Genomic DNA, 26,050 nt, shown 5'->3' with positions numbered 1-26,050 from the left:
ACTCCGCCATCGGGAGCAAGCCCCCTCCCACATTTAGATCTGTGGCAATTTACACATTCAGTTCCAGCCGGCGCGATCCATCAGGCGAATGGCCTCGGCCTGACGCTTGCCCGCCACTTCCACCGGCAAGGTATCGGCCACGAACTTGCCCCAGCTCGCCACTTCCGCCGATGGCGGCACCGCCGGGTTGGCGGGGAACTCCTGGTTCACGTCGGCAAAGATTTTCTGCGCCTCAGGCGTAGTCATCCACTCCACCAGTGCCTTGGCCGCTTCCGGGTGCGGCGCGTGCCTGGTCAGGCCGATGCCCGAAAGGTTCACATGCACGCCACGGTCGCCCTGGTTCGGCCAGAACAGTTTCACTGCCAGGTCCGGCTTCTGCTTGTGCAGGCGACCGTAGTAGTAGGTGTTGACGATACCCACGTCGCACTGCCCGGCGTTTATGGCTTCCAGCACGGCAATGTCATCGGAGAACACGTCGGTGGACAGGTTGTTGACCCAGCCCTTGACGATCTCTTCGGTCCTGGCCGCGCCATGGGTTTCGATCAAGGTCGCGGTCAGCGACTGGTTATAGACCTTTTTCGCCGTACGCAGGCACAGGCGGCCTTCCCACTGCTTGTCGGCCAGGGCTTCGTAGGTGGTCAGTTCGCCCGGTTTTACCCGGTCGGTGGAATAGGCGATCGTGCGTGCACGCAGGCTCAAACCGGTCCAGGCGTGGGCCGATGAGCGATATTGCAGCGGAATATTCTTGTCGATGACGGCAGAGGTGAAGGGTTGCAGGATGTCCATCTGTTCAGCCTGCCACAGGTTGCCGGCATCGACGGTGAGCAGCAGGTCGGCGGTGGCGTTCTCGCCCTCGGCCTTGATGCGCTGCATCAGCGGCGCTTCCTTGTCGGTGATGAACTTGACCTGCACGCCGGTCTTCTTGGTGTAGGCATCGAAAACCGGCTTGATCAGTTCGTCGATACGCGAGGAGTAGACCACCACTTCGTCGGCCGCCTGCACGGTAGTGCTGCCGATCAGGATGAGTGCCAGGGCAGTCAGGAGGCGCTTGGGTGCCAACATGGGTGCGGTCTCTCTCATTTGCAAATTGAGGGCAAATGATAAGGACTCACATTTGGTAACGCTCGGCGGAGGCGTTACCAGATGTTGCACATCCCGAATATGCGCGAGGATTGAGTGCCTCATCGGGGGCAAGCCCCCTCCCACAGGGGACTGTGTTTCAATTCAGGGTTTAGCGAGTTCTGGTAGATCGCCAGTCAAACCTAGCGCCTGGCGCACAAACACTGCCTTGGCTTCGGGCATCTGGTCGACGATTTTCAAGCCGGTATTACGCAACCAGCGCAACGGCAGTTGATCAGCCTGGAACAGGCGTTCAAAGCCTTCCATCGCCGCCATCAACGCCAGGTTGTGCGGCATGCGCCGCCGCTCGTAACGGCTCAGCACCTTCACGTCCGCCAGGCGCTCGCCGCGCTCGGTGGCCGCCAGCAATACTTCGGCCAACACCGCCGCGTCGAGGAAGCCCAGGTTCACGCCCTGCCCTGCCAACGGGTGGATCACATGGGCCGCGTCGCCGATCAACGCCAGGCCCTCGGCCACATAGCGTTTGGCATGGCGCTGACGCAACGGCACGCAAACTCGTGGGTCGGCGCTGATCACAGTGCCCAGGCGGCCTTCGAAGGTACGCTCGAGTTCCCGGCAGAAGCGTTCATCATCCAGAGCCATCAGGCGCTCGGATTCAGCCGGCGTGGTCGACCAGACAATCGAGCACCAGTCTTCCTGCCCATCCCGTACCAGCGGCAGGAACGCCAGCGGGCCGGTATCGGTAAAGCGTTGCCAGGCCGTGCGCTGGTGCGGCTGGCTGCTGCGCACGCTGGTGACGATCGCGTTATGCAGGTAATCCCACTCGCGGGTCGGGGTGCCGGTCAGGCGGCGTACTGCGGAGTTGGCGCCATCGGCGGCCACCACCAGCGGCGCACGCAATTTGCGCCCGTCAGCCAGGGTCAGCAGCCAGTCATCGCCGGAGCGGCGCATCTGCTCAAGGCGCGCATGGGCCAGCAGGCCGAGGTCGCAGTCGTGCAGGCGCTCCAGCAAGGCATCCTGCACTACGCGGTTTTCGACGATATGCCCGAGCACCTCGGCATGCACGCTGGCCGCCGAGAAGTGGATCTGCCCGGTGCCGCTGCCATCCCACACCTGCATCTCGCCGTAAGGGCTGGCGCGACGCTCGACGATGCCGTCCCACACGCCCAGGCGTTCGAGGATGCGCTGGCTGGCAGCCGACAACGCGCTCACCCGCGGTTCAAACGCCGCATCTGGCTCGAACGGTTTGACACTTAAGGGGCTGCCGTCGAGCAGCAGCACCTGCAAGCCACTGCCCTGCAACGCCAGCGCCAGCGCGCTTCCGACCATTCCGGCCCCGACAATCAGCACATCTGCGTGCATGTCCATGCTTTAAGCCTTGTCTCGTGTGCGGCACAGGCCGCCGATAAAGTAGTGGGCCGGTTCAGACATCGGCGCGCGTGCCCAGGCCCATGGCCTGGCGGGCGAACCAGCGTTTGGCCGGCGGCAACAGGTCCAGGCCCAGCAGGCCCAGGTTGCGACCCAGCGCCATCAACGGCTGGCCGCTGCCAAACAGGCGCGTGACCTGGTCGGAGAAACCCACGGTGAGTTGCTGGTCCAGACGCTGGCGCTCGCGATAGCCTTGCAGGGTCGCCAGGTCGCCCGGCACGGCCGGCCCGGCCAGCAACGCCTCGGCCAAGGCATTGGCATCGCGCAGGGACAGGTTGAAGCCCTGCCCGGCAATCGGGTGCAGGCTGTGCGCCGCATTGCCAAGCACCGCCAGGTGCGAGCGCACTTGCTCTTCGGCTTCCACCAGGGTCAGCGGGTACAGGTGACGGGCACCCACCTGCTTGAGGGTGCCCAGGCGATACCCGAACACACCCTGCAATTCGCTCAGGAAGCTTCGCTCGTCAAGGCTGGCCAGGCGCTGGGCGTCCATGCCGATGCGGGTCCAGACCAGCGCGCAACGGTTGTCCGGCAGCGGCAGCAAGGCCATCGGCCCTTCATCGGTAAAGCGCTCGAACGCTTCGCCATTGTGGGCTTCGCTCGGAGTGATGTTGGCGATCAGTGCGCTCTGGTTGTAGGGCCGGGTCTTCACGCCAATGCCCAGTTGCTCACGCAAACCGGAGCGGCCGCCATCGGCCAGTACCGCCAGGTCGCACTCCAGCACGGTTTCATCGTTGAGAGTCAGGCGATAGCCATCGGGCAGTGGTTCCATGCGTGTGACTTCCGCCGGGCAGCGCCAGCTCACCACGTCCTTGTCCAGGCCTTGCCACAGGCATTGGCCGAGCCAGGCGTTTTCCACTACATAGCCCAGGGCCGGCACGCCCTCTTCCATGGCGGACAAACGTGCCGTGGAGAAACGCCCACGGTCCGACACATGGATTTGCTTGATCGGCTCGGCACGCTGGGAGATGGCCTGCCACAAGCCCAGGCGCTGGTAAATCTGGCGGGCGCCAAACGACAGCGCCGAAGAGCGCGCATCGTAGCTCGGCTGGTAGCTGTCACCCGGCGCAAAGGGCTCGATCAACACGATCTTCCAACCCCGCGTCTTGGCCCCGGCCTGCAACGCCAGGGCGAGGCTGGCGCCCACCAGGCCGCCGCCGATGATTGCCAGGTTGACCCGGCTCATCGGGCAGCCGCCATGAGCGCTTCGATCTCGGCAACGGTTTTGGGCACGCCGCCAGTCAGGATTTCACAGCCTTGCTTGGTCACTATCACGTCGTCCTCGATGCGTACGCCAATGCCACGCCATTTCTTTGCCACGTTCTGGTTATCCGGGGAAATATAGATGCCCGGCTCCACGGTCAAGGCCATGCCGACTTCCAGCACCCGCCATTCACCGCCGACCTTGTACTCGCCCACATCATGCACATCCATGCCCAGCCAGTGGCCGGCGCGGTGCATGTAGAAAGCGCGGTAGGCCTCGCTGGCGATCAGCTCGTCAACGTCACCTTGCAGCAGCCCCAGCTTCACCAGCCCGGCGGTGATGACCTGCACGGTCGCCTCGTGGGCCTGGTTCCAATGTTTGTTCGGCGCGATCTGCTTGAAGGCGGCTTCCTGGGAGGCCAGCACAATCTCGTAGATCGCCTTTTGCTCAGGCGAAAACTTGCCGTTGACCGGCCAGGTGCGGGTGATGTCGCTGGCGTAGCAGTCGATCTCACAACCGGCGTCGATCAGCACCAGGTCGCCGTCCTTGAGCAGCGCGTCATTCTGCTGGTAATGCAGGATGCAACTGTTGCGCCCGGCGGCGACGATGGAGCCATAGGCCGGCATTTTCGCGCCGCCCTTGCGGAATTCGTAATCCAGCTCGGCTTCCAGGCTGAACTCATGCAGCCCGGCACGGCTGGCCTGCATTGCCCTCACGTGGGCAGCACAGGAAATTCGCGCCGCCTCGCGCATCACCTTCACTTCTGCCGCCGATTTATACAGGCGCATATCGTGGAGCAGATGATCCAGGGCAACGAATTCGTTCGGTGGCTGGGCGCCCAGGTGCGCCTTGGAACGGATCACGTTGATCCACTCCATCACATGCCGGTCGAATTCGGCGTTGCTGCCCATGGCCGAATATACCCGGTCGCGGCCTTCGATCAGGCCGGGCAGGATGTCGTCGATATCGGTGATAGGGAATGCGTCGTCGGCGCCAAAGTCACGGATCGCGCCTTCAGTGCCGGCGCGCAGGCCATCCCATAGCTCGCGTTCAGCGTTGCGCTCACGGCAGAACAACACGTATTCGCCGTGCTGGCGACCGGGCATCAGCACGATCACCGCCTCGGGCTCCGGAAAGCCGCTCAGGTACTGGAAGTCGCTGTCCTGGCGGTACACGTGCTCGACATCGCGGTTGCGGATGGCCACGGCGGCAGCCGGCAGGATCGCGATGCTGTTGGGTTCCATCTGCGCCATGAGCGCCTTGCGGCGACGGGTGTATTCCGCTTTGGGGATATGAATCATGGGCAGATGGGCTTCCTTTCTTAGTGCAACGACGGCTTGGCCGCGACCGGTTCAGCGGACTTTCGGGTCTCGGTGAACAGCAGCAACGGCGCGACGCGCAGGTATTCCATGACTTCCATGTAGTCGCCTTCGCCGTCTTCGGATTCTTCCAGGGCATCTTGCACCTGGGAGATGGCTGCCAGGTCCTGCAGCACTTCCTTGGCGTCGGTGCTCAGCTCCAGGCCGCCGGCGTTAACGCCGAAACCGTGGAGGAAACCCTGGCACCACTGGCCCAGGGCGGCAGCGCGCTCGGTGAGCGGCGCGTCATCGGTCGGCAGCAGCAGGACCACGGTGACGTCGTCACCGGTCAGCTCGCCCTTGACCATCTCTTGCAGGCCAATCAACGCGTTGCGCACGTTTTCGTTGGGTTCGGTTTCCAGCAGCTCGGCTACATCAGCCAGCCAGTTGTCGGCATCAAAGCCCACACCGGTGCAACTGCGGCCCAACAGCACGCCGTGCAGTTCGGCAGGCGAGCATGGGTGACCGCTGGTGCTCAGCAGTTTGGAAAAAGCGTCGTACGGGGAATTCTGAATGGGCATGGTGAGCTAGGCGCCAGACGGCGCAATGTCTAGAATGGAGCGCTGTATCCTAGCACCGGCAGACGCACCAAGACTATCGAGGGCGTCAGATCGTTTATCCTGCAGTTGCCATTCATCAGACAAATCCAGTGGAACCCAATGGAAGACACCGACCTGCAAGCGCTGATGGCCAGACTCGAACTGCTAATTGATCGGGTCGAGCAACTAAAGAGTCAAAACGGACTCCTATTAGCTCAGGAAAAGACCTGGCGCGAGGAACGCGCTCACCTCATTGAAAAAAACGAAATCGCCCGGCGTAAGGTCGAATCGATGATTTCGCGCCTGAAGGCCTTGGAGCAAGACTCATGAGTTCAAGCAATAGCGTAACCGTGCAGATCCTCGACAAAGAATATTCGATCATCTGCCCCCAGGAAGAACGCAGCAACCTGGTGAGTGCTGCCCGCTATCTGGACGGCAAGATGCGTGAAATCCGCAGCAGCGGCAAAGTCATCGGCGCCGACCGCATCGCCGTGATGGCCGCGCTGAATATTACCCACGACCTGTTGCATAAGCAGGAACGCCCTGACGTACAGGCCAGCGGCTCGACCCGCGAGCAGGTACGTGACCTGCTGGAGCGCGTGGATCTGGTGCTTTCTACCGATTCAGACACACCCAAGGGCTGATTGCCGAGTCTGTTTAAGGTATACTCGCGTCACTCCCTGGCGTGTTTGCCAGTCGGCGATGTCCCTGAGCCGATTCGCACTACCCTGGAAGTTGCACGTTGGGCTGGTGTGCATGTCCGCTAGACGGAAAGCCTTAAAGCCTACTGCTTCTTCCACCTTGAACTTTCGGGTTCAAGGGCTAAGTCGACAGCGGCTCTGTCGGGGAGCCTGAATTTCCAAACTCAATGCCAGTCCCAGGACTGGCATTGTTTTATGAGCCGAAAAACCATGACCGAACCTGCGCCGCTTTCCCGTCCGCAACTTCGACGCATGTTGCGCAAAGCCCGCCGGGCACTCACGCCGAGCGAGCAGCGCCAGGCCGCCCTTGGGGTGTATCGGCAACTGGCACAGCACCCGCTGTTACGCCGGGCCAAACATATTTCCTTATATCTACCGACGGACGGTGAAATCGATCCGCGCCTGCTGCTGCATGCAGCCCAGCGCCGGGGCAAGGCCACCTATCTGCCGGTACTGAGCGCCTGGCCGCGCACCAAGATGGTGTTCCAGCGCGTGCGGCCTGGGGAAAAGTTGTTGCCCAACCGCTTTGGCATTCTTGAGCCACGGGTCAATGCCCATCGCCAACGCCAGGTGTGGGCGCTGGATTTGGTGCTGTTGCCGCTGGTGGGCTTCGATGATGTGGGCGGGCGCCTGGGCATGGGCGGCGGGTTCTACGACCGCAGCCTGGCCTATCTGGCCCGCCGCCATAGCTGGCGCAAGCCGACGCTGCTGGGGCTGGCCCACGAATGCCAGAAAGTCGGGCGACTGGCGCAGGCAAGCTGGGATGTGCCGTTGGCGGGGACGGTGACCGATAAGCAGTGGTATGTCGCAGAAACGCCGCTGGAAACAGCGGCGCCTTAGTTAATGCTTCGAGTTAACGCTTGAACGGTTGTGGCTGCTGCTGAGCCAGTTCAACCGGTGCATCGGTCTTGTTCGACCACAGGCTCTGGGCATAACCGGTGGTCACGACGCCCAGACCAAACAAAATAACCAAAATCCATAGTAAATCCGGTTTACGTTGCATCGATTGCCCCCCTTCAGGCATCTCGTACACGATGACAACAACGTTCCAAAGTAGTCCGTTGCAGCTGCGTCAAGCCTAAAAGCGCGCATTCTGCGGCAACGTGAACCAACACGCAAACCTTGACGCCAACCGACTGTCGGTTTGTGATGGAATTGCCCGACAACTTGCCCAATGCCTTTTTCAGGAGCCCAAAAATGGCCTACTGGCTGATGAAATCCGAGCCCGATGAACTCTCCATCACCGGCCTGGAAACGCTCGGCCAAGCGCGCTGGGATGGGGTGCGTAACTATCAGGCACGCAACTTTCTGCGGGCGATGGCCGTGGGCGATGAATTTTTCTTCTATCACTCCAGTTGCCCGCAGCCCGGTATTGCCGGCATCGGCAAAATCATCGAGGCCGCCTACCCGGACCCTACTGCCTTGGAACCCGACAGCCCTTATTTCGACGCCAAGGCCAGCGCAGAGAAAAACCCGTGGAGCGCAATCACCGTGGCCCACGTCAAGACCTTCCCCAAGGTGCTGAGCCTGGGCGATTTGAAGCAGCAAACCGCCCTTGCCGAAATGCCGCTGGTGCAGAAAGGCAGCCGGCTTTCGGTCATGGCGGTCACGCCTGAACAGTGGGCGGCCATCCTTCATCTGCTTTAACTGACCGATATCAAGACCCTCACGGGGTAAACCCGTCACACTGGGACGCTAACGCCGCAGGATGCAGCCATGTCTACGAACCACCGCACCTCCCGTCTTTTCGCCTCCGCCCTGATCGTCCTGTTGCTAGGGGCCGGGGCCTTTGGTTACTGGCGCTCGACCCAGGACCGCCTGCCCGAAGGCTTGAGCATAGGTAACGGGCGGCTGGAGTCCACCGAAGTGCAGATCGCCGCCAAGATCCCCGGGCGCCTGGCCGAAGTACGCGTGGATGAAGGCGACAAAGTGCTCAAGGGCCAGCTGCTGGCGCGTATGGACACCCGCACCCTGGAAGCCCAGCGCGCCCAAGCCGAAGCCGAGGTGTTGCGCGCCAAGGAAAACTTCGCCGCCGCCGAAGCCAACGTGCAGTTGCGCCAAAGCGAGCAATTGCTGGCCAGCCAGGAACTCAAGCGTACCCAGGAGCTGTACCGGCGCGGCTTCGCCAGCAGCCAATTGATCGACCAGCAACAAGCACGCCAGAACACCGGCAATGCGGCGGTGATCGCGGCCCAAGCCCAAGTCAACGCAGTGAAGGCCGCCATCGGTGCGGCCCAGGCCCAGGTCGCCCAGCTCACCAGCGAAATCGATGACAGCAGCCTGCGTGCGCCCATCGACGGCATCATCCAGTTGCGCCTGGCCGAGCCAGGTGAAGTGCTCGGCGCGGGTGGGCGCGTGTTGCTGCTGATTGACCCCAATGACCAGTACATGAACCTCTACCTGCCCGCCTCCGTCACCGGTCGCCTGACCGTCGGCAGTGAAGCGCGCATCCTGCTCGATGCCCTGCCGCAGCAGGCGTTGCCGGCCAAAATCAGTTTTGTCGCGGACAAATCCCAGTTCACCCCCAAGGAAGTGGAAACCCGCGATGAGCGGCAGAAACTGGTGTTCCGCGTCAAATTGCACCTGACTCAACCCAGTGCCGTGCCGCAAGCCAAGCCGGGCATGCCCGGCGCGGGTTATGTGCGCACAGCCGATATCGACTGGCCGGCCAACCTGCAATGAGCGGCCTGGCGCTGCACGCCACGGGGATCAACCACCGCTACGGCAAGCAACAGGCACTGCTCGACATCGCCTTCAGCCTGCCGGCTGGCACCCGCTGCGGGTTGATCGGCCCGGACGGCGCCGGCAAGTCGAGCCTGCTGGGGTTGATCGCCGGGGTTAAGAAGCTGCAGGTGGGCCAGTTGCAGGTGCTCGGCGGTTCTATCCAAGACCGTCGCCATCGCAACAGCCTGTACCCGCGCATCGCCTTTATGCCCCAGGGTCTGGGCGGTAACCTGTACCCCGAGTTGTCCATCAGCGAGAACATCCGTTTCTTCGCCACCTTGTTCGGCCTGTCGAAAGCCGATTGCGACCAGCGCATGCACAACCTGCTGCTCGCCACCGACCTCGCACGTTTTGCCGAGCGCCCGGCAGGCAAGCTCTCCGGCGGTATGAAGCAGAAGCTCGGCCTGTGCTGCGCGCTGATCCATGATCCGGACCTGTTGATCCTCGACGAGCCCACCACCGGCGTCGACCCGCTGTCACGCCGACGCTTCTGGGAACTGGTAGACAGCGTACGCAGTGAGCGCCCGCAACTGACACTGCTGGTGGCCACCGCCTACATGGAAGAGGCCGAGCAATTCGAGCATTGCCTGATGCTCGACCGTGGCAGGTTGATCGCCGATGGACTGAGCCGCGAACTGGCGACGATAACGCCCAGCGGCAAGCTCGATGAGGCCTTCACCCACTTCCAGGGCGACAGTGCCCACGACAACCAGCCACTGGTAATTCCACCGCGCACAGGCGGCAACGCCGATATCGCCATTCAAGCCCACGACCTGACCCTGCGCTTTGGCGATTTCACCGCGGTGAACAAGGTCAGCTTTGCCATTGGCCGCGGCGAGATCTTCGGCTTCCTCGGTTCCAACGGTTGCGGCAAGACCACCACCATGAAAGTGCTGACCGGGCTGATGCCGGCCACCGAGGGCAGTGCAATCCTGCTGGGCAAACCGGTAGACGCCAAGGACCTGGCGACCCGCAAGCGCGTGGGCTTTATGTCGCAAAGCTTCTCGCTGTATGGCGAGCTGAGCGTGCGCCAGAACCTGGTGCTGCATGCGCAACTGTTCGACCTGCCCAAGGCTGACAGCGGCCCGCGTATTGATGAACTGATCCAACGCTTCGACCTCGGTGAAGTGGCCGACCAGCCCTCCGGCGAGTTACCCCTTGGCCTGCGCCAGCGTTTGTCCTTGGCGGTTGCGGTGCTGCATCGCCCGGAAGTGCTGATCCTCGATGAGCCTACCTCGGGCGTCGACCCGGCGGCGCGGGATGATTTCTGGCGGTTGCTGATCGAGTTGTCGCGGGAACAAGGTGTGACCATCTTCCTGTCCACTCACTTTATGAATGAAGCCCAGCGCTGCGACCGCATCTCCTTGATGCATGCCGGCAAAGTGCTGGCCTGCGACACACCCGAGGCGTTGCAACAGCAGTTCCACGGCGACACCCTGGAAGCGGCTTTCGTCACCTGCCTGGAACAGGCCCAAGGAGAACCCGAACCCGCAGCCCCCCGGGCAACCGTCAACGACACCCACGCGCCACCGGTGAGCAAACGCGGTTTCAGCCTGGCACGGTGGTTGGCCGTGGCCAGTCGCGAAGGCAAGGAGTTGCTGCGCGACAGGGTACGCATGGCTTTTGCCTTGCTCGGGGCGATGTTCATGATGGTGATCTTCGGCTACGGCATTTCCCTGGATGTGGAAAACCTCGCCTTCGCCGTCTACGACCAGGACCAGACTCCGCAAAGCCGCGCCTACTTGGAAGCATTTCGCAGTTCACGCTATTTCGCCGAGCAAGCCCCCATCCGCGACGCCAATGAATTGCACCGGCGCCTGCAACGCTCGGAAATCAAACTGGCCCTGGAAATCCCACCGGGTTTTGGCCGCGACCTGTACGCCGGGCGCCAACCGACCGTGGCTGCATGGATCGATGGCGGCATGCCGTTTCGCGCCGAAACCAGCCGCAACTACGTCGAAGCGGTACACCAAGGCAATCTCCAGCAGTTGGCCGAATTGAGCAGCCTGCCCCGCAGCACACAAGCCGCGGTCAAGCTGGAAACACGCTTTCGCTACAACCAGGACGTGGTCAGCGTGAACGCTATCGGCCCGGGCGTAATGGCGCTGATCCTGGCATTTATCCCGGCGATGCTCACCGCCCTGGGCATCGTGCGCGAAAAAGAGCTGGGTTCGATCACCAATTTCTACGCCACGCCGCTGACACGCCTGGAGTTCCTGCTGGGCAAACAGGCGCCCTACCTGGCCGTCAGCCTGGTCAACCTGGCGCTGCTGGCGGCGATGAACCGCTGGTTGTTCGGTGTACCGTTCAAAGGCAGCGGCTTGACCCTGGCTTTCGGTGGCCTGTTGTACGTGCTGGCGACCACGAGCATGGGCCTGTTGATCTCGGCATTCACCCGCACCCAGATCGCAGCTATCCTCGGCACCATGATCATCACCAGCCTGCCGACTATCCAGTTTTCCGGGCTGATCGTGCCGCGCTCCTCCCTGGAAGGCGCAGCGGCACTGATGGGCATGCTGTTCCCCGCCGGGCACTTCCTGGATATTGCGGTGGGTACCTTCACCAAGGCTCTGGACCTGCGCCAGTTGTGGCCGCAGTGCCTGGCGTTGTTCGGGTTTTTCGTCGGTTTCACCGGGCTGAGCCTGGTGATGCTCAAGAAGCAGGAGGCCTGATGCACAAGCTCGCCCATATCCTGCGCCTGGGGCTCAAGGAACTCACCAGCCTGCGCCACGACAGCGTGTTGCTGCTATTTCTGTTCTACGCCTTCACCGTGGCGATCTACATGCCCGCTGCCGGCTCGGTGATTGGCGTGCACAACGCCAGCGTGGCCTTTGTCGATGAAGATCACAGTGCGCTCTCGCGACAAATGGCCGAGGCCCTGCAGCCGCCAGAATTCCAAGCGCCGGCGCCACTGGCCTACGACCAGCTGGACAAGGTCATGGACAGCGGTCAGTACACCTTCGTCGTCAATGTACCGGCGAATTTCCAGGCCGATCTGTTGGCGGGGCGCCAGCCGGGCGTGCAGGTGAACGTCGATGCCACGGCAATGAGCCAGGCCTTCATGGGCGCCGGTTACATCGGGCGGATTTTCCAACGCGAACTGCTGACCTACAGCGGCCAGGCCGACGCTGCCGGCAAAGCCCCGGCCCTGCTGACCACCCGGGCGCTGTTCAATACCAACCTGGAAGGTGGCTGGTTCCTGGCGGTGATCCAGATCGTCAACAACATCACCATCCTCGCCATCGTGCTGACCGGCACCGCCCTGCTGCGCGAACGCGAGCACGGCACCCTCGATCACCTGCTGGTGCTGCCCCTGACCGCGCTGGAGATCATGCTGGCAAAAATCTGGAGCAACATGCTGGTGGTGGTGTTGTGTACGTGGCTGTCCCTGGAACTGGTGGTCAAAGGCTTGCTCGGCGTGCCGTTGGCCGGCTCCATGAGCCTGTTCCTGTTGGTGACGGCGTTGTATCTGTTTGCGAGCACCGCGCTGGGGATCTTCCTCGCTACCCTCGCCCGCTCGACACCGCAGTTCGGCCTGCTGGCGATCCCGGTGATCATCCCGATGCTGTTGCTCTCTGGCGGCAGTACGCCGCTGGACAGCATGCCCGAGTGGCTGCAGTGGGTGATGCAGGGTTCGCCGTCGACGCACTTTGTGAGTTTGAGTGCGGCGATTTTATTCAGGGATGCTGGGGTGAGCGTGGTGTGGCCGGATTTGCTGGCGCTGGCGGGGATTGGCTTGGTGTTTTTTGCGGTGGCGTTGGCGCGGTTCAGGAAGAGTCTGGCGTCTTGAGGCGCCTGACCGACAGCTATCGCGGGCAAGCCCACTCCCACAGGGGATTTCATTTCAATGTGGGAGTGGGCTTGCGAGAAAGTCGCGCAGCGACTTACTGGATGATCAGGTTGTTGAAGAGCAGGTCTTCGACCACCGGCTTGCCGGTCTCATCGTTCATCACTTGCTGGGTTTGTTTCAGGGCTTCCTGGCGCAGTTTTTCCTTGCCTTCAACGGTGCTCATGGCCTCGCTGGTCTGCTGGGTGAATAGCGCCACCAACTGATTGCGAATCAGTGGATCGTTGGCTTTGACCGCCGCGGCGGCTTCGGTGCCGGTTACGCGCAGGGCGATGTCGGCTTTGTACACCTTGAGCTTCGCCGTGCCATCCAGGCCATAGTTGCCTACGAATGGCGGCGTCAGGCTGATATAGCTGACCTTCGGCGCCTCGCCTTCCTTGGCCTCTTCGGCCTGGACAGCCATCGGCAATGTCAGGGCCAGCATCAACAGGATCCACGCTTTCACAGTTCATTCCTCGAATTCGGTTGCCCGGTAGCATAACGCTAGCAAGGCTGAGCACAAGCTTATGGCGGCTTATCAGGCCCGGGCATGCTCGTTGACCCGCGGGCGTACCCTCCTACACTTATCGGCCACGACGCCAAAAGGAATAGTCCGATGAAAGCTGTGCTGTGCAAAGCCTTCGGCCCCGCCGAAACCCTGGTGCTGGAAGAAATCGCCAGCCCTGCGATCAAGAAGAACGAGATCCTGCTGGACGTACACGCAGCCGGGGTGAATTTCCCGGACACCCTGATCATCGAGGGCAAGTACCAGTTCAAGCCGCCCTTTCCGTTCTCACCCGGTGGCGAAGCGGCGGGTGTGGTCAGTGAAGTGGGTGAGAAAGTCAGCCACCTGAAAGTCGGTGACCGCGTAATGGCGTTGACCGGCTGGGGCAGCTTTGCCGAGCAGGTCGCGGTGCCCGGCTATAACGTGCTGCCGATCCCGCCAAGCATGGACTTCAACACCGCTGCCGCCTTCAGCATGACCTACGGCACCTCGATGCACGCGCTCAAACAGCGCGCCAACCTGCAACCCGGCGAAACCCTGCTGGTGCTCGGCGCTTCCGGGGGCGTGGGCCTGGCCGCCGTGGAAATCGGCAAGGCCATGGGCGCCCGGGTGATCGCTGCCGCCAGCAGCGCCGATAAACTCGCGGTGGCCAAGGCGGCCGGCGCCGATGAGCTGATCAACTACAGCGAAGCCAGCCTCAAGGACGAGGTCAAGCGCCTGACCGACGGCAATGGCGCCGATGTGATCTACGACCCAGTGGGCGGAGATCTGTTTGACCAGGCCATCCGCGCCATCGCCTGGAACGGCCGCCTGCTGGTGGTGGGGTTTGCCAGCGGGCGCATTCCTGAACTGCCGGTGAACCTGGCATTGCTCAAGGGCGCGGCGGTAGTGGGGGTGTTCTGGGGCTCGTTTGCCCAGCGCCAGCCGCAGGATAACGCGGCGAATTTTCAGCAGTTGTTCACGTGGTATGCCGAGGGCAAGTTGAGGCCATTGGTGTCGCAGGTGTATCCGCTGGAGCAGGCGGCCCAGGCGATTGATGACCTGGGGCAACGCAAGGCGGTTGGCAAGGTTGTCGTACAAACCCGCTGACAGATTTGAAATGCGGTCCATGTGGGAGGGGGCTTGCCCCCGATAGGAGTCGGTCAGTGAGTCCATGAGTGACTGAACCACCGCTATCGGGAGCAAGCCCCCTCCCACATTTTGATCCCCAGTGCTCAAGAGAACTGATCACGACCCATACTTATCTATTAGCGACATGTTCGTAAAAGAACATGCGATTGCTCCCCTTTCCTGTGTTTGCAGATAAGAGGCGATGCTATTTTCGGTAACGAAACTGTAACATTCGCATCCGCAGTCAAAACAAGAAATTTGGAGCTCTTGAATGTTTGCTTTCTTTCGTCCTGCCGCACACCAGGCGCCCCTGCCTGAAGAAAAAATAGACAGTACCTACCGACGCCTGCGCTGGCAGATCTTTGCCGGTATTTTCTTCGGTTACGCCGGCTATTACCTGCTGCGCAAAAACTTCTCCCTGGCCATGCCCTACCTGATCGACGAGGGTTATACCCGCGGTGAACTGGGCCTGGCGATGTCGGCGATTGCGATTGCCTACGGCTTGTCCAAGTTTCTCATGGGCCTGGTCTCCGACCGCTCCAACCCACGCTACTTCCTGCCCTTCGGCCTGCTGGTTTCAGCGGGTGTGATGTTCATTTTCGGTTTCGCGCCTTGGGCAACGTCCAGCGTAACCATGATGTTCATCCTGCTGTTCATCAACGGCTGGGCCCAGGGCATGGGCTGGCCGCCAAGTGGGCGGACCATGGTGCACTGGTGGTCGCAGAAAGAACGCGGCGGCGTGGTGTCGGTATGGAACGTGGCGCACAACGTCGGCGGTGGCCTGATCGGCCCGCTGTTCCTGCTGGGCATGGCGTGGTTCAACGACTGGCATGCGGCGTTCTATGTGCCGGCCACGGTGGCCCTGGCGGTGGCGGCGTTTGCCTTCATCACCATGCGCGACACTCCGCAATCGGTGGGCCTGCCACCGATCGAGCAGTACAAGAACGATTACCCGGAAGGCTACGACGCCAGCCACGAAGACGAATTCAGCGCCAAGGAAATCTTCGTCAAGTACGTGCTGCGCAACAAAATGCTGTGGTACATCGCCTTCGCCAACGTGTTCGTCTACCTGTTGCGCTACGGCGTACTGGACTGGGCGCCGACCTACTTGAAAGAAGCCAAGCACTTCACGGTCGATAAGTCGTCCTGGGCGTATTTCTTCTATGAGTGGGCCGGTATCCCAGGCACGTTGTTGTGCGGCTGGATGTCGGACAAGATCTTCCGTGGCAACCGCGGCCTGACCGGTATCGTGTTCATGGCCCTGGTGACCGTGGCGACCCTGGTTTACTGGCTCAACCCGCCGGGCAACCCGATGATCGACATGATCGCGCTGTTCTCCATCGGCTTCCTGATCTACGGCCCGGTAATGCTGATCGGCCTGCAGGCGCTGGAACTGGCACCGAAGAAAGCCGCCGGCACCGCAGCGGGCTTCACCGGTTTGTTCGGTTACCTGGGTGGTTCGGTGGCAGCCAGTGCGGCCATGGGCTACACGGTTGACCATTTCGGCTGGGACGGTGGGTTCGTGTTACTGGTCGGTGCCTGCGTACTGGCGATCGCGTTCTTGATTCCTACGCTGTGGCACACCAACAGCGTCAGCTCGGCGCGTTAAGCACCCGGGCAATCCTTGGCACAACGCTTGAGCCGCGCCTCCAGGTTCTTATCTGGCATGGCGTGGCTACGCAGGGCGTTCACGGTCTGCTCGACATAATCGCGAGTGGTGCCGTAACGCCCGCAAGCGCTTTGCAGCACGTGATTAAGCACAATATCGGGCAAGTTGCCGGCGTAGCTGGGCAAGTGCCGCTCCAACACAAACCCCAACGCCTGCACGGTACTGCCATCTTCCAACCGGCAACTGAGCCAGTGTGGCCGATAAGAAGGGTAAGGCATCTCGCGCTGCCACAAGGCGTACAGCGAGGCCTCCAACTGGTCTTCCGGCAAGCGGTAGGCAAACCCGCTGCAGGACCCGCCGCGATCCAGCCCGAACACCAACCCCGGCAACTCCGGCGTGCCCCGGTGCTCGTGGGACCACAGGTACAAGCCGCGGTGATAACCATGAACCCGTGCGCGCACCCGTTCGGTCGACGAACATTCAGGGCGCCAGATCAGCGAACCATAGGCAAACAGCCACACTGGCCCACCCTTGTGCCGGGCCATAGTGGCCTGCATCGAGCTCATTAATTGTTCGTGAGTGAGTTGCGGCCCAAGATCGAGCCGCGGAGGGTAAGCCAACTGCAAAAGATCGGTTTCAATGGCGGTCATGGCGAAAAGCGGTGCGCCTCCTGTGTGTTACCAGTTGTAAGCGACTTTACCGTAATAAAACGCGCCGCTGTAACCGTACGGCGAAAAAGTGCTATAGGCCAGATTGCCGCCACTGCTGGCGTAGGCATTGACCTTCTCTGGATATTTGTCGGTAACGTTGTCGCCCCCCAGGGTAAAGGTCCAGTTCTTGAGCTTGTAGTCGGCTGACAGGTCCAGCACCCAGGCGGCCTTGAAAGTCTGGTCGTTGATCTTGTCCGCCTGATAGCTGGTGAACTCGCCATAGCGCACCAGGTTGCTGTGCAGCGCCCACGGGCCAAAGGTGAAGTCGTTGCCCAGGCTCAGTTTGTGCTGGGGCGTGGTGTCGCCGAGCAAACCGATACGCTCACGACGATCGACCCGTACCAGGTTGGCCCCGAGGCTGTCGAGAATCGCCGGGTTGGCTTTCACGTCAGTGACTTTGGTGTGGTTGTAGTTATAGCCCAGGGTGCTGTTCCAACGGATGCCGTTATCAAACTGGTAGCGATAGTTGGCCACCAGGTCGACCCCATCGGTGCTGGTGTCCGTGGCGTTGTTGAAGTACCGGGCGGTGGTGTAGTTGATATTGCCGACGCCATTGGCTTGCAGGTAGGCAACCGTCGCCGGGTTGAGATTGAGGTTGGAGGACAGGCTGATACGGTCGCGAATATCGATGCGGTACACGTCGAGCGTGACGGTCAGGTCATCGGCCGGCTCCAGCACCAGGCCGAGGCTGTAGTTGCGCGACTTCTCGGCCTTGAGGTCCTCGGCACCCAGCAGGCGGGCCACCTGGCTGTTGGCCGGGAAGGTACCAGCCTCCTGGATGGTGCTGCCGATCAGCTGCGACGAGGTGTAGGCAAAGTTCTGCTGGGCCAGGGACGGCGCACGGAAACCGTTGGAGATGCTGCCGCGCAAGGCCACCTGCGGGGTGAAGTCGTAGCGGGCTGACAGCGAGCCGCTGACGTTTGAACCGAAGTCACTGTAATCCTCATGGCGCACAGCGGCCGAAACACTGAGTTTTTCGGTGAAATTGGTTTCCAGGTCCAGGTATTGCGCCCAGTTGTGCCGGGTACTGGTACCGGCATCCGCGTCGCGGAAACCACCCAGGCCCGAGCTGCCGGACTGGTAATAGGAGGCAGGCTCGCCCGCTTCGATTTCGTAGCCCTGATGCAGGTATTCACCGCCAAACGCCACGGAGACCGGGTACGGCAGCAAGCCCACGTCGAACTCTCGGGACAGGTCCAGGCTGACTTGTTTCTGGTCGTTGCTCAGGGTGCCGTTGTTGAACTTGCGCGGCGTCGCCAGGCCCAGGGAGGTGTTGATGGTTTCGGTGCCCAGCTCGTACTGATTCTTGCCGTAGTTGGCCGACAAGTCGTAATGCCAGTCGTAGGCCAGCAGGCCGCGCATGCCCACCACCAGTGAAGTGTCTTCCAGGTTGCCCTTGATCAGCGGCAGGTAGCCGTTGGGGTTCAGTGCAGGGATGTTATTGGAAGCGTTGCTGGCCCGGTAGAACGCCGCTGTTTCACCGCGGCGCTTGCTGTAGCCACCAAAGGTGTAGAACTCGGCTGCATCGCTGAAGGAATATTCCGAATTGAACTGGAACTTGCCTTCATTGGTGGCCGGCTCGCCTTGACGGAACACACGCTGGCCGTAGGTGGTGGAGCCAATGCTACCTGGGCGGTAATCGTTGCCGGCGCGGTTGGTGTAATCGTTGTCGGCGCCTTCGGCCGACAGGTTGATAAAGCCGCTGTCGCCCAACGCCAGGCCAGTATTACCGCTGACATTACGCTGAATGCCGTCGCCTTTCTTGTACTCGCCGAACTTGGTGGAAATCGAGCCGCCATGGTCGGCGTGCTTGAGGATCACATTGATCACCCCGGCAATCGCATCAGAGCCGTAACGTGCGGAAGCACCATCGCGCAGCACTTCGATATGGTCCACCGCCGACAGCGGGATCGCGTTCAAGTCCGCCGGGGCCGAACCGCGCCCAACGGCACCGCCCAGGTTGACGAAGGCACTGGTATGGCGGCGCTTGCCGTTGACCAGCACCAACACCTGGTCCGGCGACAAGCCGCGCAACTGCGCCGGGCGCACCAGTTCGGCGCCATCCACCAGGCTTGGCCGTGGGAAGTTGATCGACGGAATCAAGCGCGCCAATACGGCGCCCAGTTCGTCGGAGCCGGTGCTGCGTAGCGTCTCACCGGAGATCACATCGATTGGCGACAGCGAAGCACTGGCCGTGCGCTCTTGGGCGCGGGTGCCGGTCACGATCACCGTGTCGAGCCTGGGCGCATCGGCGGCGGCTGTTTCGTCTGCCTGTACTGGATTGAACCCCACAACGGTCAGCAAATTGGCCGACAAAATCGCCATGTATAGCGTGTGTTTCCTGTAGCTCCCCATACCGCTCCCCTTTGAATCAAGAATAGAACTGCAACACTCTGAGTTCGTATGATCGATCCGGCTGGCGGCGGTGGCGGTCAGTGATTGGTTACTGTTGATGAAGTCGGTAGCCCGTTGCCATATAGCTTAAAGACATTTATCAGCCAGAATAAATACCTTAAAAGAATAAGCAAAAGCATAAGCGCACCCGCCCACTCGTCAGGATCTAAACCGGTAATTTCGGTAATTTCAGCCCCGGTTCAGCCTGGGTACGCGCCAAGCAGTCAAAATAGCGCACACATCACGACCCACTTAGCCGCTCATCACATCGACTATCGAGGTCGCTCCATGAAGAAATTCCGCCTGCCTGGCCTGCTGTTCCTGGCCCAGGCCACCACCGCACTGGCTACCGAAACCCCACCTGCCGATGACAAGGGCTTCTGGTATGCCCAGACCAGTGTCTACACCCGGCACTTTGCGCCAGACCCGGAGCACAACAACAAGCAGGATTTGATCGGCCTGGAACGCAACGAGGCGTCGGGCCTGGTGTATGGCGGGGTGACCTTTCGCAACTCGTTCCGCCAGCGCTCTTACTACGCCTATGCGGGCAAGCGCTATGACATGGCCGACTACCCGGTGTATGCGAAATTGACCGGCGGGCTGCTCCAGGGCTATCGCGGCGAGTATCGCGACAAGATTCCGTTGAACCGATTCGGCGTAGCGCCGGTGATCATTCCGTCGGTGGGTACCCACTATGGGCCAGTGGCGGCGGAGCTGGTGCTGCTGGGGTTCAATGCAGCGATGGTGACGACCGGCGTACGGTTCTGACACTGACACAGCACGTGTCTACTGTGGGAGCTGGCTTGCCTGCGATAGCGGTGTTGGCTGACAGACCGCTACGCAGGCAAGCCAGCTCCCACATGGATTCAGCTTGAGTCTCTAGGGCCGTGGAGCGTAGGCGAACACATCGGCGCGCATACGGTGCGCATCCATTCCGGCGTTGACCAGTGCGTCCAGGGTGCCGTAGATCATCGCTGGCGAACCGCTGGCATAGACATGCACGCTATTGAGGTCGGCAATGTCCTCGCACACCGCTTCATGCAGCAAACCACAGCGGCCTTCCCAGCCACACAGGTCGCTGACCACCTTGTGCAGGAACAGGTTGGGCAATTGCTGCCATTGCTCCCAATGCTCGATCTGGTAAAAATCTTCCGGGCGACGCACGCCCCAGTACAGGTGCACCGGGTGCTTGAAGCCGGACGCCCGGCAGTGCTCGATCAGGCTGTGCATCTGCGCCATGCCGGTGCCGGCGGCCATCAGCACCAGCGGCCCGTCCGGCAACTCGGCCAGGTGGGTGTCGCCGAACGGCAGTTCGACGCGGGCCATCTGGTTGCACTGCAATTGTTCAATGAGGTTGCGTGCGCTGTCCTCGCGGGCCAGCACATGCAGCTCCAGCTCACGTCCGGCATGGGGCGCCGATGCCAGGGAAAACGCCGATTTCTCGCCATTCGCCCGCTCGATCATCAGGTATTGCCCGGCATGGTAACGCACCGCCTTGCCCGCCGGGGCACGCAGGCGTACACGCCACACATCGCCGCCGACGTCTAAGCACTCAATCAATTGGCACGACAATTTGCGCAACGGCAACTCCCCCGGCGCCAGTACCCCATCCCACAACACAACGCAGTCCTCCAAGGGTTCGGCAATACAGGTGAAGAATTCACCATGATCACGCACCTCGCCGGCTTGGCGTACCCGCCCTTCCACCAGCAACGCCGCACACACATGGCATACACCATTGCGGCAGGCTTGGGGGCACTCATAGCCCAGGCGACGTGCGCCGTCGAGGATTCGCTCGCCAGGGTCCAGCTCCAGCACAGCGCCGGAAGGTTGCAGGGTTACACGCATCAATCTATTCCCAATTCTTTCCAGATCGCATCGACACGCGCCGTGACGGCTTCATCCTTGACGATCACCCGACCCCACTCGCGAGTGGTCTCACCCGGCCACTTGTGGGTGGCATCAAGGCCCATCTTCGAGCCCAGCCCCGAGACCGGCGAGGCGAAGTCGAGGTAGTCGATCGGCGTGTTATCGATCATCACTGTGTCGCGCTTGGGGTCCATGCGCGTGGTGATGGCCCAGATCACGTCGTTCCAGTCCCGGGCATTGATGTCGTCGTCAGTGACGATAACGAATTTGGTGTACATGAACTGTCGCAAAAACGACCACACACCCAACATGACCCGCTTGGCATGTCCCGGGTACGACTTCTTCATGGTCACGATCGCCATGCGGTACGAGCAACCTTCCGGCGGCAGGTAGAAGTCGGTGATTTCGGGGAATTGCTTTTGCAGGATCGGCACGAACACTTCGTTGAGCGCCACGCCGAGGATGGCCGGCTCATCCGGCGGACGGCCCGTGTAGGTACTGTGGTAGATCGGCTTGACCCTATGGGTGATGCGCTCGACGGTAAACACCGGGAAGCTATCGACTTCGTTGTAGTAGCCGGTGTGATCGCCGTAAGGGCCTTCATCGGCCATCTCGCCCGGGTGAATCACGCCCTCGAGGATGATTTCGGCGGTGGCCGGCACTTGCAGGTCGTTACCGCGACACTTGACCAATTCGGTGCGGTTACCGCGCAGCAAACCGGCGAAGGCGTATTCGGACAGGCTGTCGGGCACAGGCGTCACGGCGCCGAGGATGGTGGCCGGATCGGCGCCCAAAGCCACTGAAACCGGAAATGGCTGGCCGGGATGCTTCTCGCACCACTCCCGGAAGTCGAGAGCGCCGCCACGGTGGCTCAGCCAGCGCATGATCACCTTGTTACGGCCGATGACTTGCTGACGGTAGATGCCGAGGTTCTGGCGGTCCTTGTTCGGGCCCTTGGTGACGGTCAGGCCCCACGTAATCAGCGGCCCAACGTCGCCCGGCCAGCAGGTCTGCACCGGGAGCATGGCCAGGTCTACATCATCGCCCTCGATGACCACTTCCTGGCATACCGCGTCCTTGACCACCTTGGGGGCCATGGCAATGATCTTGCGAAAGATCGGCAGCTTCGACCAGGCGTCCTTCAAGCCCTTGGGCGGCTCGGGCTCCTTGAGAAAGGCAAGCAACTTGCCGATCTCACGCAGTTCGCTGACCGACTCGGCGCCCATGCCAAAGGCCACACGCTCGGGGGTGCCGAACAGGTTGCCCAGTACCGGAATGTCAAAGCCAGTCGGTTTTTCGAACAACAGCGCCGGGCCCTTGCTGCGCAAGGTGCGGTCGCAAATCTCAGTCATTTCCAGCACCGGAGAAATCGGCATCTGGATACGTTTCAACTCTCCGCGCTGCTCAAGTTGCTGCACGAAATCCCGAAGATCCTTGAATTTCATTAACCATGCCACCCGTAAAATAGGCGTACATCCTACCTGCTCTGAGGGCGGCTGGCAGCTTAATTGGCCGTCAGCCCTCGTGATTGCAAGGAACTGAACAATGGTTCCAGGAAGGCTTCGATGTGCCGGGCACCAACGTCTGACAGATGGTTATCGTCGGTATACAACGCTCGACCATTGAGTTCGACCCGGCACAAACCATCGCTGCCGCACAGCAGGGGCGCAGGGTCCAGCACCTTGACACCGCTGTCGCCCGCCGCCAGTTCGTCAAACAACTGCGTGATAAAGGCCTGGCGCTTCACATGCTCGGCTACGGCGAGCCCTTCACCGTCCACTGACCGGTTCATCATCGCCAGGCGGCTCAGACGATAAGGCACGATGATCTCCTGCAGCGGCACTTCCTTGACCAGCCAGACCTTATGGCCGGCAGCACGCAAGCCCTGGATGCGTTCACGAAGGCCTTGGGCGAAGCGTTGCTCGGCGACGGCACGCACATACTGGCCAGTGCCGGGGTCCTTAAGCGCATGCTCCTTGTCACCCGACATTTGCCCATAGACGTACAGGCTCCAACGGGCCGCCAGCACCACATCGCTGAACACCTGCTCGGCCATGGCCTTCTCGACGCGATGGTTGAAGTGCGCGCATCGAGCAATATTCTCCAGGCCATCCAGCGGGATACAGCCGGCAAAACTGGCCTCTACCAGACTGATATTGTGGCGATCAGCCCCCTCTTTGAGCGCGGGTATTAGCGCAGTGGCGTGACTGTCACCCCATACCAGCGCTGAAACAGATTGGCTTTTCGGACCGAAATGGCAGAACAGCCGATCATCGGGGGTGTCTTTGTCAGCCATGCACGCCAGTAGGTCCGGGCTCCACTTCTTGGCCTGGGCAAAACGCAATGCCTGTTCGGACAAACGCGAAGGCACGCCGTCAGCTTCGCGTATCGCCAAGCCGGTAAAGCCAAGCCCCAGAATGCCGACCAAGGCTGACGCCAGAATCGCCTTGCGTCCGGCCAGCAAGCGTTTTTCCCGGAACGGCGTTTCCACGAAGCGCCAGGACAGATAACCCAGCACCAGCGAAAGCAGCATCAGCCCAGCCAGTTCCAAGGCGCTCAAGCCATCCACTGCGGCATAGTTGGCATACACGAATACCGGCCAGTGCCACAGGTACCAGGAATAGGAAATCAGCCCGATACCCACCATTACCCGCGTACTTAACAACCGCCCTACCCAGGTGTGCTGCTGGCCGTTGGCCCAGATCAAGCCGACGACCCCCAGCACAGGCAATAGAGCGGTTGCGCCGGGAAACGGCGTTTTCGCGTCATAACCCAGTACAGCGATCAGAATCAGTGCCATGGAGGCCAGGCTGACCCCTTGCGCCAAAGCGGGCGAAGCGCGCCACTCATGCTTGGGCAACACTGCCAGCATCGCGCCGGCCAGCAATTCCCAGGCCCGCAGATGCAACAGGAAGAAAGCTTTTTGCGGCTCATGCTCAACCGCCCAGACGCTCATGCCGAAAGACCCGAGCAGCACCGCGAACAGCGCCAGGCGCCAGTGTTTCAGGCGGCTCGACAGCAATGCCAGCAACAGCGGGAAGAAGATATAGAACTGCTCCTCCACCGCCAGCGACCAGGTATGCAGCAAAGGCTTGATGTCTGAAGACACATCGAAATAGCCATGCTGGCGCGAGAACAGCAAGTTGGAGGTAAAGGTCACCTGATAGTGCGCCGACCGGCCCAACTCCTCGTAGTCCTTAGGCGCCAACAGAAACCAACCCGCTACCAGTGTCGCGGCGATCATCACAAACAGCGCGGGCAAGATACGCCGGGCGCGGCGAGCCCAGAAGTCGATAAAACTGAAGCGGCCAGCCTGGCGCTCACGCCAGATAATTGACGTAATTAAAAAGCCGGAAATGACGAAAAACACATCAACGCCAACAAAACCGCCAGTAATGCCAGGAACGCCAAAATGAAATAACACGACTGCGAGGACAGCGATGGCACGCAGGCCGTCGATGTCTCTGCGGTAAGCAAGAGTGGTCATAAGGATGTGATCAGTCTGTGACGAAAGGAGTTAGCGTAGTCACGCGTCAATTTTTGTTACTTAACGGATACTTATGCCACAAATGCCGCAAAATCTCGACGCATAAAAAAAGGCGCCCCTGAGGGGCGCCATTTTTTTGGACCTGAAACGCCTTATTATTTGCGCTTCATCGACAGGAAGAACTCGTCGTTGGTCTTGGTGGTTTTCAGCTTATCGATCAGGAACTCGATGGCAGCCACTTCGTCCATCGGGTGCAGCAGCTTGCGCAGGATCCACATACGCTGCAGTTCGTCGTCTGCGGTCAGCAACTCTTCACGGCGGGTGCCGGAACGGTTGATGTTGATCGCAGGGAACACACGCTTTTCAGCGATGCGACGGTCCAGAGGCAGCTCCATGTTACCGGTACCCTTGAACTCTTCGTAGATCACTTCGTCCATCTTCGAACCGGTCTCGACCAGTGCGGTGGCGATGATGGTCAGCGAGCCGCCTTCCTCGATGTTGCGCGCAGCACCGAAGAAACGCTTGGGCTTCTCCAGGGCGTGGGCATCGACACCACCGGTCAGCACCTTGCCGGAGCTTGGGATCACGGTGTTGTAGGCACGCGCCAGACGAGTGATGGAGTCGAGCAGGATCACCACGTCTTTCTTGTGTTCGACCAGGCGCTTGGCCTTCTCGATCACCATCTCGGCAACCTGCACGTGGCGGGTTGGCGGCTCATCGAACGTCGAGGCAACCACTTCACCGCGCACGGTGCGCTGCATTTCGGTCACTTCTTCCGGACGCTCATCGATCAACAGCACGATCAGGTGAACTTCAGGGTTATTACGTGCGATGTTCGCTGCGATGTTCTGCAGCATGATGGTCTTGCCGGCTTTCGGCGGTGCGACGATCAGGCCACGCTGGCCCTTGCCGATCGGGGCGCACAGGTCGATCACTCGACCGGTGAGGTCTTCGGTGGAACCGTTGCCGGCTTCCATCTTCATGCGCACGGTCGGGAACAGCGGGGTCAGGTTCTCGAAGAGAATCTTGTTTTTCGCGTTCTCGGGGCGATCGAAGTTAATCGTGTCGACCTTGAGCAGGGCGAAATAACGCTCGCCTTCCTTCGGAGGACGGATCTTGCCAACGATGGTGTCACCGGTGCGCAAGTTGAAGCGACGGATCTGGCTCGGCGAGACGTAGATGTCGTCTGGGCCGGCGAGATAGGAGGCGTCTGCGGAGCGGAGGAAGCCGAAGCCGTCCTGGAGAATCTCCAGCACGCCATCACCGGAGATTTCCTCGCCGCTTTTCGCGTGCTTCTTGAGCAGGGAGAAAATCACGTCCTGCTTGCGCGAACGGGCCATATTTTCTATGCCCATTTCTTCGGCCAGCTGGAGCAGGTCGGTAATCGGCTTTTGCTTGAGTTCAGTCAGATTCATATAGGAATGACGTAATCATTTTATGGAGGGGGGAAATTAAGCTTTTGGCTTAATGAGGCCGCGCCGCAGAGAAGGCGACAGGATCGCGTACTAA

Annotated in this window: 23 protein-coding genes and 1 other RNA gene; 11 read left to right on the top strand and 13 right to left on the bottom strand. The window is 61.0% G+C overall.

Annotation, left to right across the window (positions count from 1 at the left end):
• Positions 1–57: 57 nt before the first annotated feature.
• The 5 genes from QZR30_RS05470 to QZR30_RS05450 all read right to left on the bottom strand — a co-directional run bounded on the left by QZR30_RS05470 (position 58) and on the right by QZR30_RS05450 (position 5,588).
• Positions 58–1,062, bottom strand: a complete 1,005-nt coding sequence (locus tag QZR30_RS05470) for an extracellular solute-binding protein (protein WP_068965727.1) — start codon at positions 1,060–1,062, stop codon at positions 58–60.
• Between the two features lie 162 nt (positions 1,063–1,224).
• Positions 1,225–2,442: a 2-octaprenyl-3-methyl-6-methoxy-1,4-benzoquinol hydroxylase gene (locus tag QZR30_RS05465; protein WP_200909402.1), complete on the bottom strand. Its 1,218-nt coding sequence runs from the start codon at positions 2,440–2,442 to the stop codon at positions 1,225–1,227.
• Between the two features lie 61 nt (positions 2,443–2,503).
• Entirely contained in the window at positions 2,504–3,691 is a 1,188-nt protein-coding gene (gene ubiH / locus QZR30_RS05460; protein ID WP_046070013.1) for a 2-octaprenyl-6-methoxyphenyl hydroxylase, read from the bottom strand.
• Positions 3,688–5,010: a Xaa-Pro aminopeptidase gene (gene pepP, locus QZR30_RS05455; protein WP_046070014.1), complete on the bottom strand. Its 1,323-nt coding sequence runs from the start codon at positions 5,008–5,010 to the stop codon at positions 3,688–3,690. Before pepP ends, ubiH begins: the two co-directional genes overlap by 4 nt.
• Before the next feature lie 20 nt (positions 5,011–5,030).
• Positions 5,031–5,588: a YecA/YgfB family protein gene (locus QZR30_RS05450; protein ID WP_043046957.1), complete on the bottom strand. Its 558-nt coding sequence runs from the start codon at positions 5,586–5,588 to the stop codon at positions 5,031–5,033.
• Between the two features lie 138 nt (positions 5,589–5,726).
• Here QZR30_RS05450 and QZR30_RS05445 point away from each other — a divergent pair, with 138 nt between their 5' ends.
• From QZR30_RS05445 to QZR30_RS05430, 4 genes are all read left to right on the top strand, one after another.
• Positions 5,727–5,936, top strand: coding sequence for a TIGR02449 family protein (locus tag QZR30_RS05445; protein WP_003177365.1), 210 nt, complete (start codon positions 5,727–5,729; stop codon positions 5,934–5,936).
• Positions 5,933–6,250, top strand: coding sequence for a cell division protein ZapA (locus tag QZR30_RS05440; RefSeq protein ID WP_034116333.1), 318 nt, complete (start codon positions 5,933–5,935; stop codon positions 6,248–6,250). The genes QZR30_RS05445 and QZR30_RS05440 overlap by 4 nt, the downstream gene beginning before the upstream one ends.
• A 30-nt stretch (positions 6,251–6,280) precedes the next feature.
• A non-coding RNA gene (gene ssrS / locus QZR30_RS05435) (6S RNA) lies at positions 6,281–6,459 on the top strand.
• Between the two features lie 58 nt (positions 6,460–6,517).
• Positions 6,518–7,147: a 5-formyltetrahydrofolate cyclo-ligase gene (locus QZR30_RS05430; RefSeq protein ID WP_046070015.1), complete on the top strand. Its 630-nt coding sequence runs from the start codon at positions 6,518–6,520 to the stop codon at positions 7,145–7,147.
• A gap of 13 nt (positions 7,148–7,160) precedes the next feature.
• Here the strand turns inward: QZR30_RS05430 and QZR30_RS05425 are convergent, their stop codons facing one another.
• Complete coding sequence (locus QZR30_RS05425) at positions 7,161–7,310, bottom strand: hypothetical protein (RefSeq protein WP_010207387.1); 150 nt, start codon at positions 7,308–7,310, stop codon at positions 7,161–7,163.
• 194 nt (positions 7,311–7,504) lie between these two features.
• Between QZR30_RS05425 and QZR30_RS05420 the strand changes: the two genes are divergently transcribed.
• The 4 genes from QZR30_RS05420 (at position 7,505) to QZR30_RS05405 (ending at position 12,821) form a co-directional block, all read left to right on the top strand.
• Positions 7,505–7,954, top strand: a complete 450-nt coding sequence (locus QZR30_RS05420; RefSeq protein WP_046070016.1) for an EVE domain-containing protein — start codon at positions 7,505–7,507, stop codon at positions 7,952–7,954.
• A gap of 69 nt (positions 7,955–8,023) precedes the next feature.
• Positions 8,024–8,989: an HlyD family secretion protein gene (locus tag QZR30_RS05415; protein ID WP_311903011.1), complete on the top strand. Its 966-nt coding sequence runs from the start codon at positions 8,024–8,026 to the stop codon at positions 8,987–8,989.
• Entirely contained in the window at positions 8,986–11,703 is a 2,718-nt protein-coding gene (gene rbbA, locus QZR30_RS05410) for a ribosome-associated ATPase/putative transporter RbbA (RefSeq protein WP_311903010.1), read from the top strand. Before QZR30_RS05415 ends, rbbA begins: the two co-directional genes overlap by 4 nt.
• Positions 11,703–12,821 carry an ABC transporter permease gene (locus QZR30_RS05405; RefSeq protein WP_046070019.1) on the top strand — a complete coding sequence of 373 codons (1,119 nt, stop codon included), beginning with the start codon at positions 11,703–11,705 and terminating at the stop codon, positions 12,819–12,821. The genes rbbA and QZR30_RS05405 overlap by 1 nt, the downstream gene beginning before the upstream one ends.
• Before the next feature lie 94 nt (positions 12,822–12,915).
• Here QZR30_RS05405 and QZR30_RS05400 read toward each other — a convergent pair whose 3' ends face one another.
• Positions 12,916–13,323 (bottom strand): flagellar basal body-associated protein FliL, encoded by a 408-nt coding sequence (locus tag QZR30_RS05400; protein WP_046070020.1) that lies wholly within the window; start codon positions 13,321–13,323, stop codon positions 12,916–12,918.
• Positions 13,324–13,473: 150 nt separating this feature from the next.
• Between QZR30_RS05400 and QZR30_RS05395 the strand changes: the two genes are divergently transcribed.
• Entirely contained in the window at positions 13,474–14,451 is a 978-nt protein-coding gene (locus tag QZR30_RS05395; protein ID WP_056847007.1) for an NADPH:quinone oxidoreductase family protein, read from the top strand.
• 292 nt (positions 14,452–14,743) lie between these two features.
• Complete coding sequence (glpT, locus tag QZR30_RS05390) at positions 14,744–16,081, top strand: glycerol-3-phosphate transporter (RefSeq protein WP_043046949.1); 1,338 nt, start codon at positions 14,744–14,746, stop codon at positions 16,079–16,081.
• On the opposite strand, the gene QZR30_RS05385 is transcribed toward glpT, so the two are convergent.
• Together QZR30_RS05385 and QZR30_RS05380 are read right to left on the bottom strand one after the other, a co-directional pair.
• Entirely contained in the window at positions 16,078–16,731 is a 654-nt protein-coding gene (locus QZR30_RS05385) for a gamma-glutamylcyclotransferase (protein WP_046070022.1), read from the bottom strand. The two genes, glpT and QZR30_RS05385, sit on opposite strands and share 4 nt — an antisense overlap.
• A gap of 27 nt (positions 16,732–16,758) precedes the next feature.
• The gene (locus tag QZR30_RS05380) at positions 16,759–19,146 is read right to left on the bottom strand and encodes a TonB-dependent receptor plug domain-containing protein (RefSeq protein WP_311903009.1); all 2,388 of its coding nucleotides are present in this window, start codon (positions 19,144–19,146) and stop codon (positions 16,759–16,761) included.
• A 327-nt stretch (positions 19,147–19,473) separates the two neighbouring features.
• Here QZR30_RS05380 and QZR30_RS05375 point away from each other — a divergent pair, with 327 nt between their 5' ends.
• Entirely contained in the window at positions 19,474–19,953 is a 480-nt protein-coding gene (locus QZR30_RS05375; protein WP_046070024.1) for a sn-glycerol-3-phosphate transporter, read from the top strand.
• Positions 19,954–20,064: 111 nt separating this feature from the next.
• Here the strand turns inward: QZR30_RS05375 and QZR30_RS05370 are convergent, their stop codons facing one another.
• From QZR30_RS05370 to rho, 4 genes are all read right to left on the bottom strand, one after another.
• A complete protein-coding gene (locus tag QZR30_RS05370) occupies positions 20,065–21,033 on the bottom strand; it encodes a CDP-6-deoxy-delta-3,4-glucoseen reductase (protein WP_046070025.1) in 969 nt (322 codons plus the stop codon).
• Positions 21,033–22,499 (bottom strand): 4-hydroxy-3-polyprenylbenzoate decarboxylase, encoded by a 1,467-nt coding sequence (gene ubiD / locus QZR30_RS05365; protein WP_043046945.1) that lies wholly within the window; start codon positions 22,497–22,499, stop codon positions 21,033–21,035. Before ubiD ends, QZR30_RS05370 begins: the two co-directional genes overlap by 1 nt.
• A 59-nt stretch (positions 22,500–22,558) precedes the next feature.
• The gene (locus QZR30_RS05360; protein WP_046070026.1) at positions 22,559–24,541 is read right to left on the bottom strand and encodes an acyltransferase family protein; all 1,983 of its coding nucleotides are present in this window, start codon (positions 24,539–24,541) and stop codon (positions 22,559–22,561) included.
• A 155-nt stretch (positions 24,542–24,696) separates the two neighbouring features.
• Positions 24,697–25,956 carry a transcription termination factor Rho gene (rho, locus tag QZR30_RS05355; protein ID WP_003176825.1) on the bottom strand — a complete coding sequence of 420 codons (1,260 nt, stop codon included), beginning with the start codon at positions 25,954–25,956 and terminating at the stop codon, positions 24,697–24,699.
• Positions 25,957–26,050: the final 94 nt, after the last annotated feature.

Origin of the sequence: Pseudomonas sp. rhizo25, assembly GCF_031931935.1 — a bacterium.
Classification (GTDB): Bacteria; Pseudomonadota; Gammaproteobacteria; order Pseudomonadales; family Pseudomonadaceae; genus Aquipseudomonas; species Aquipseudomonas synxantha.
This window is presented reverse-complemented; position numbering and strand designations above follow the sequence as displayed.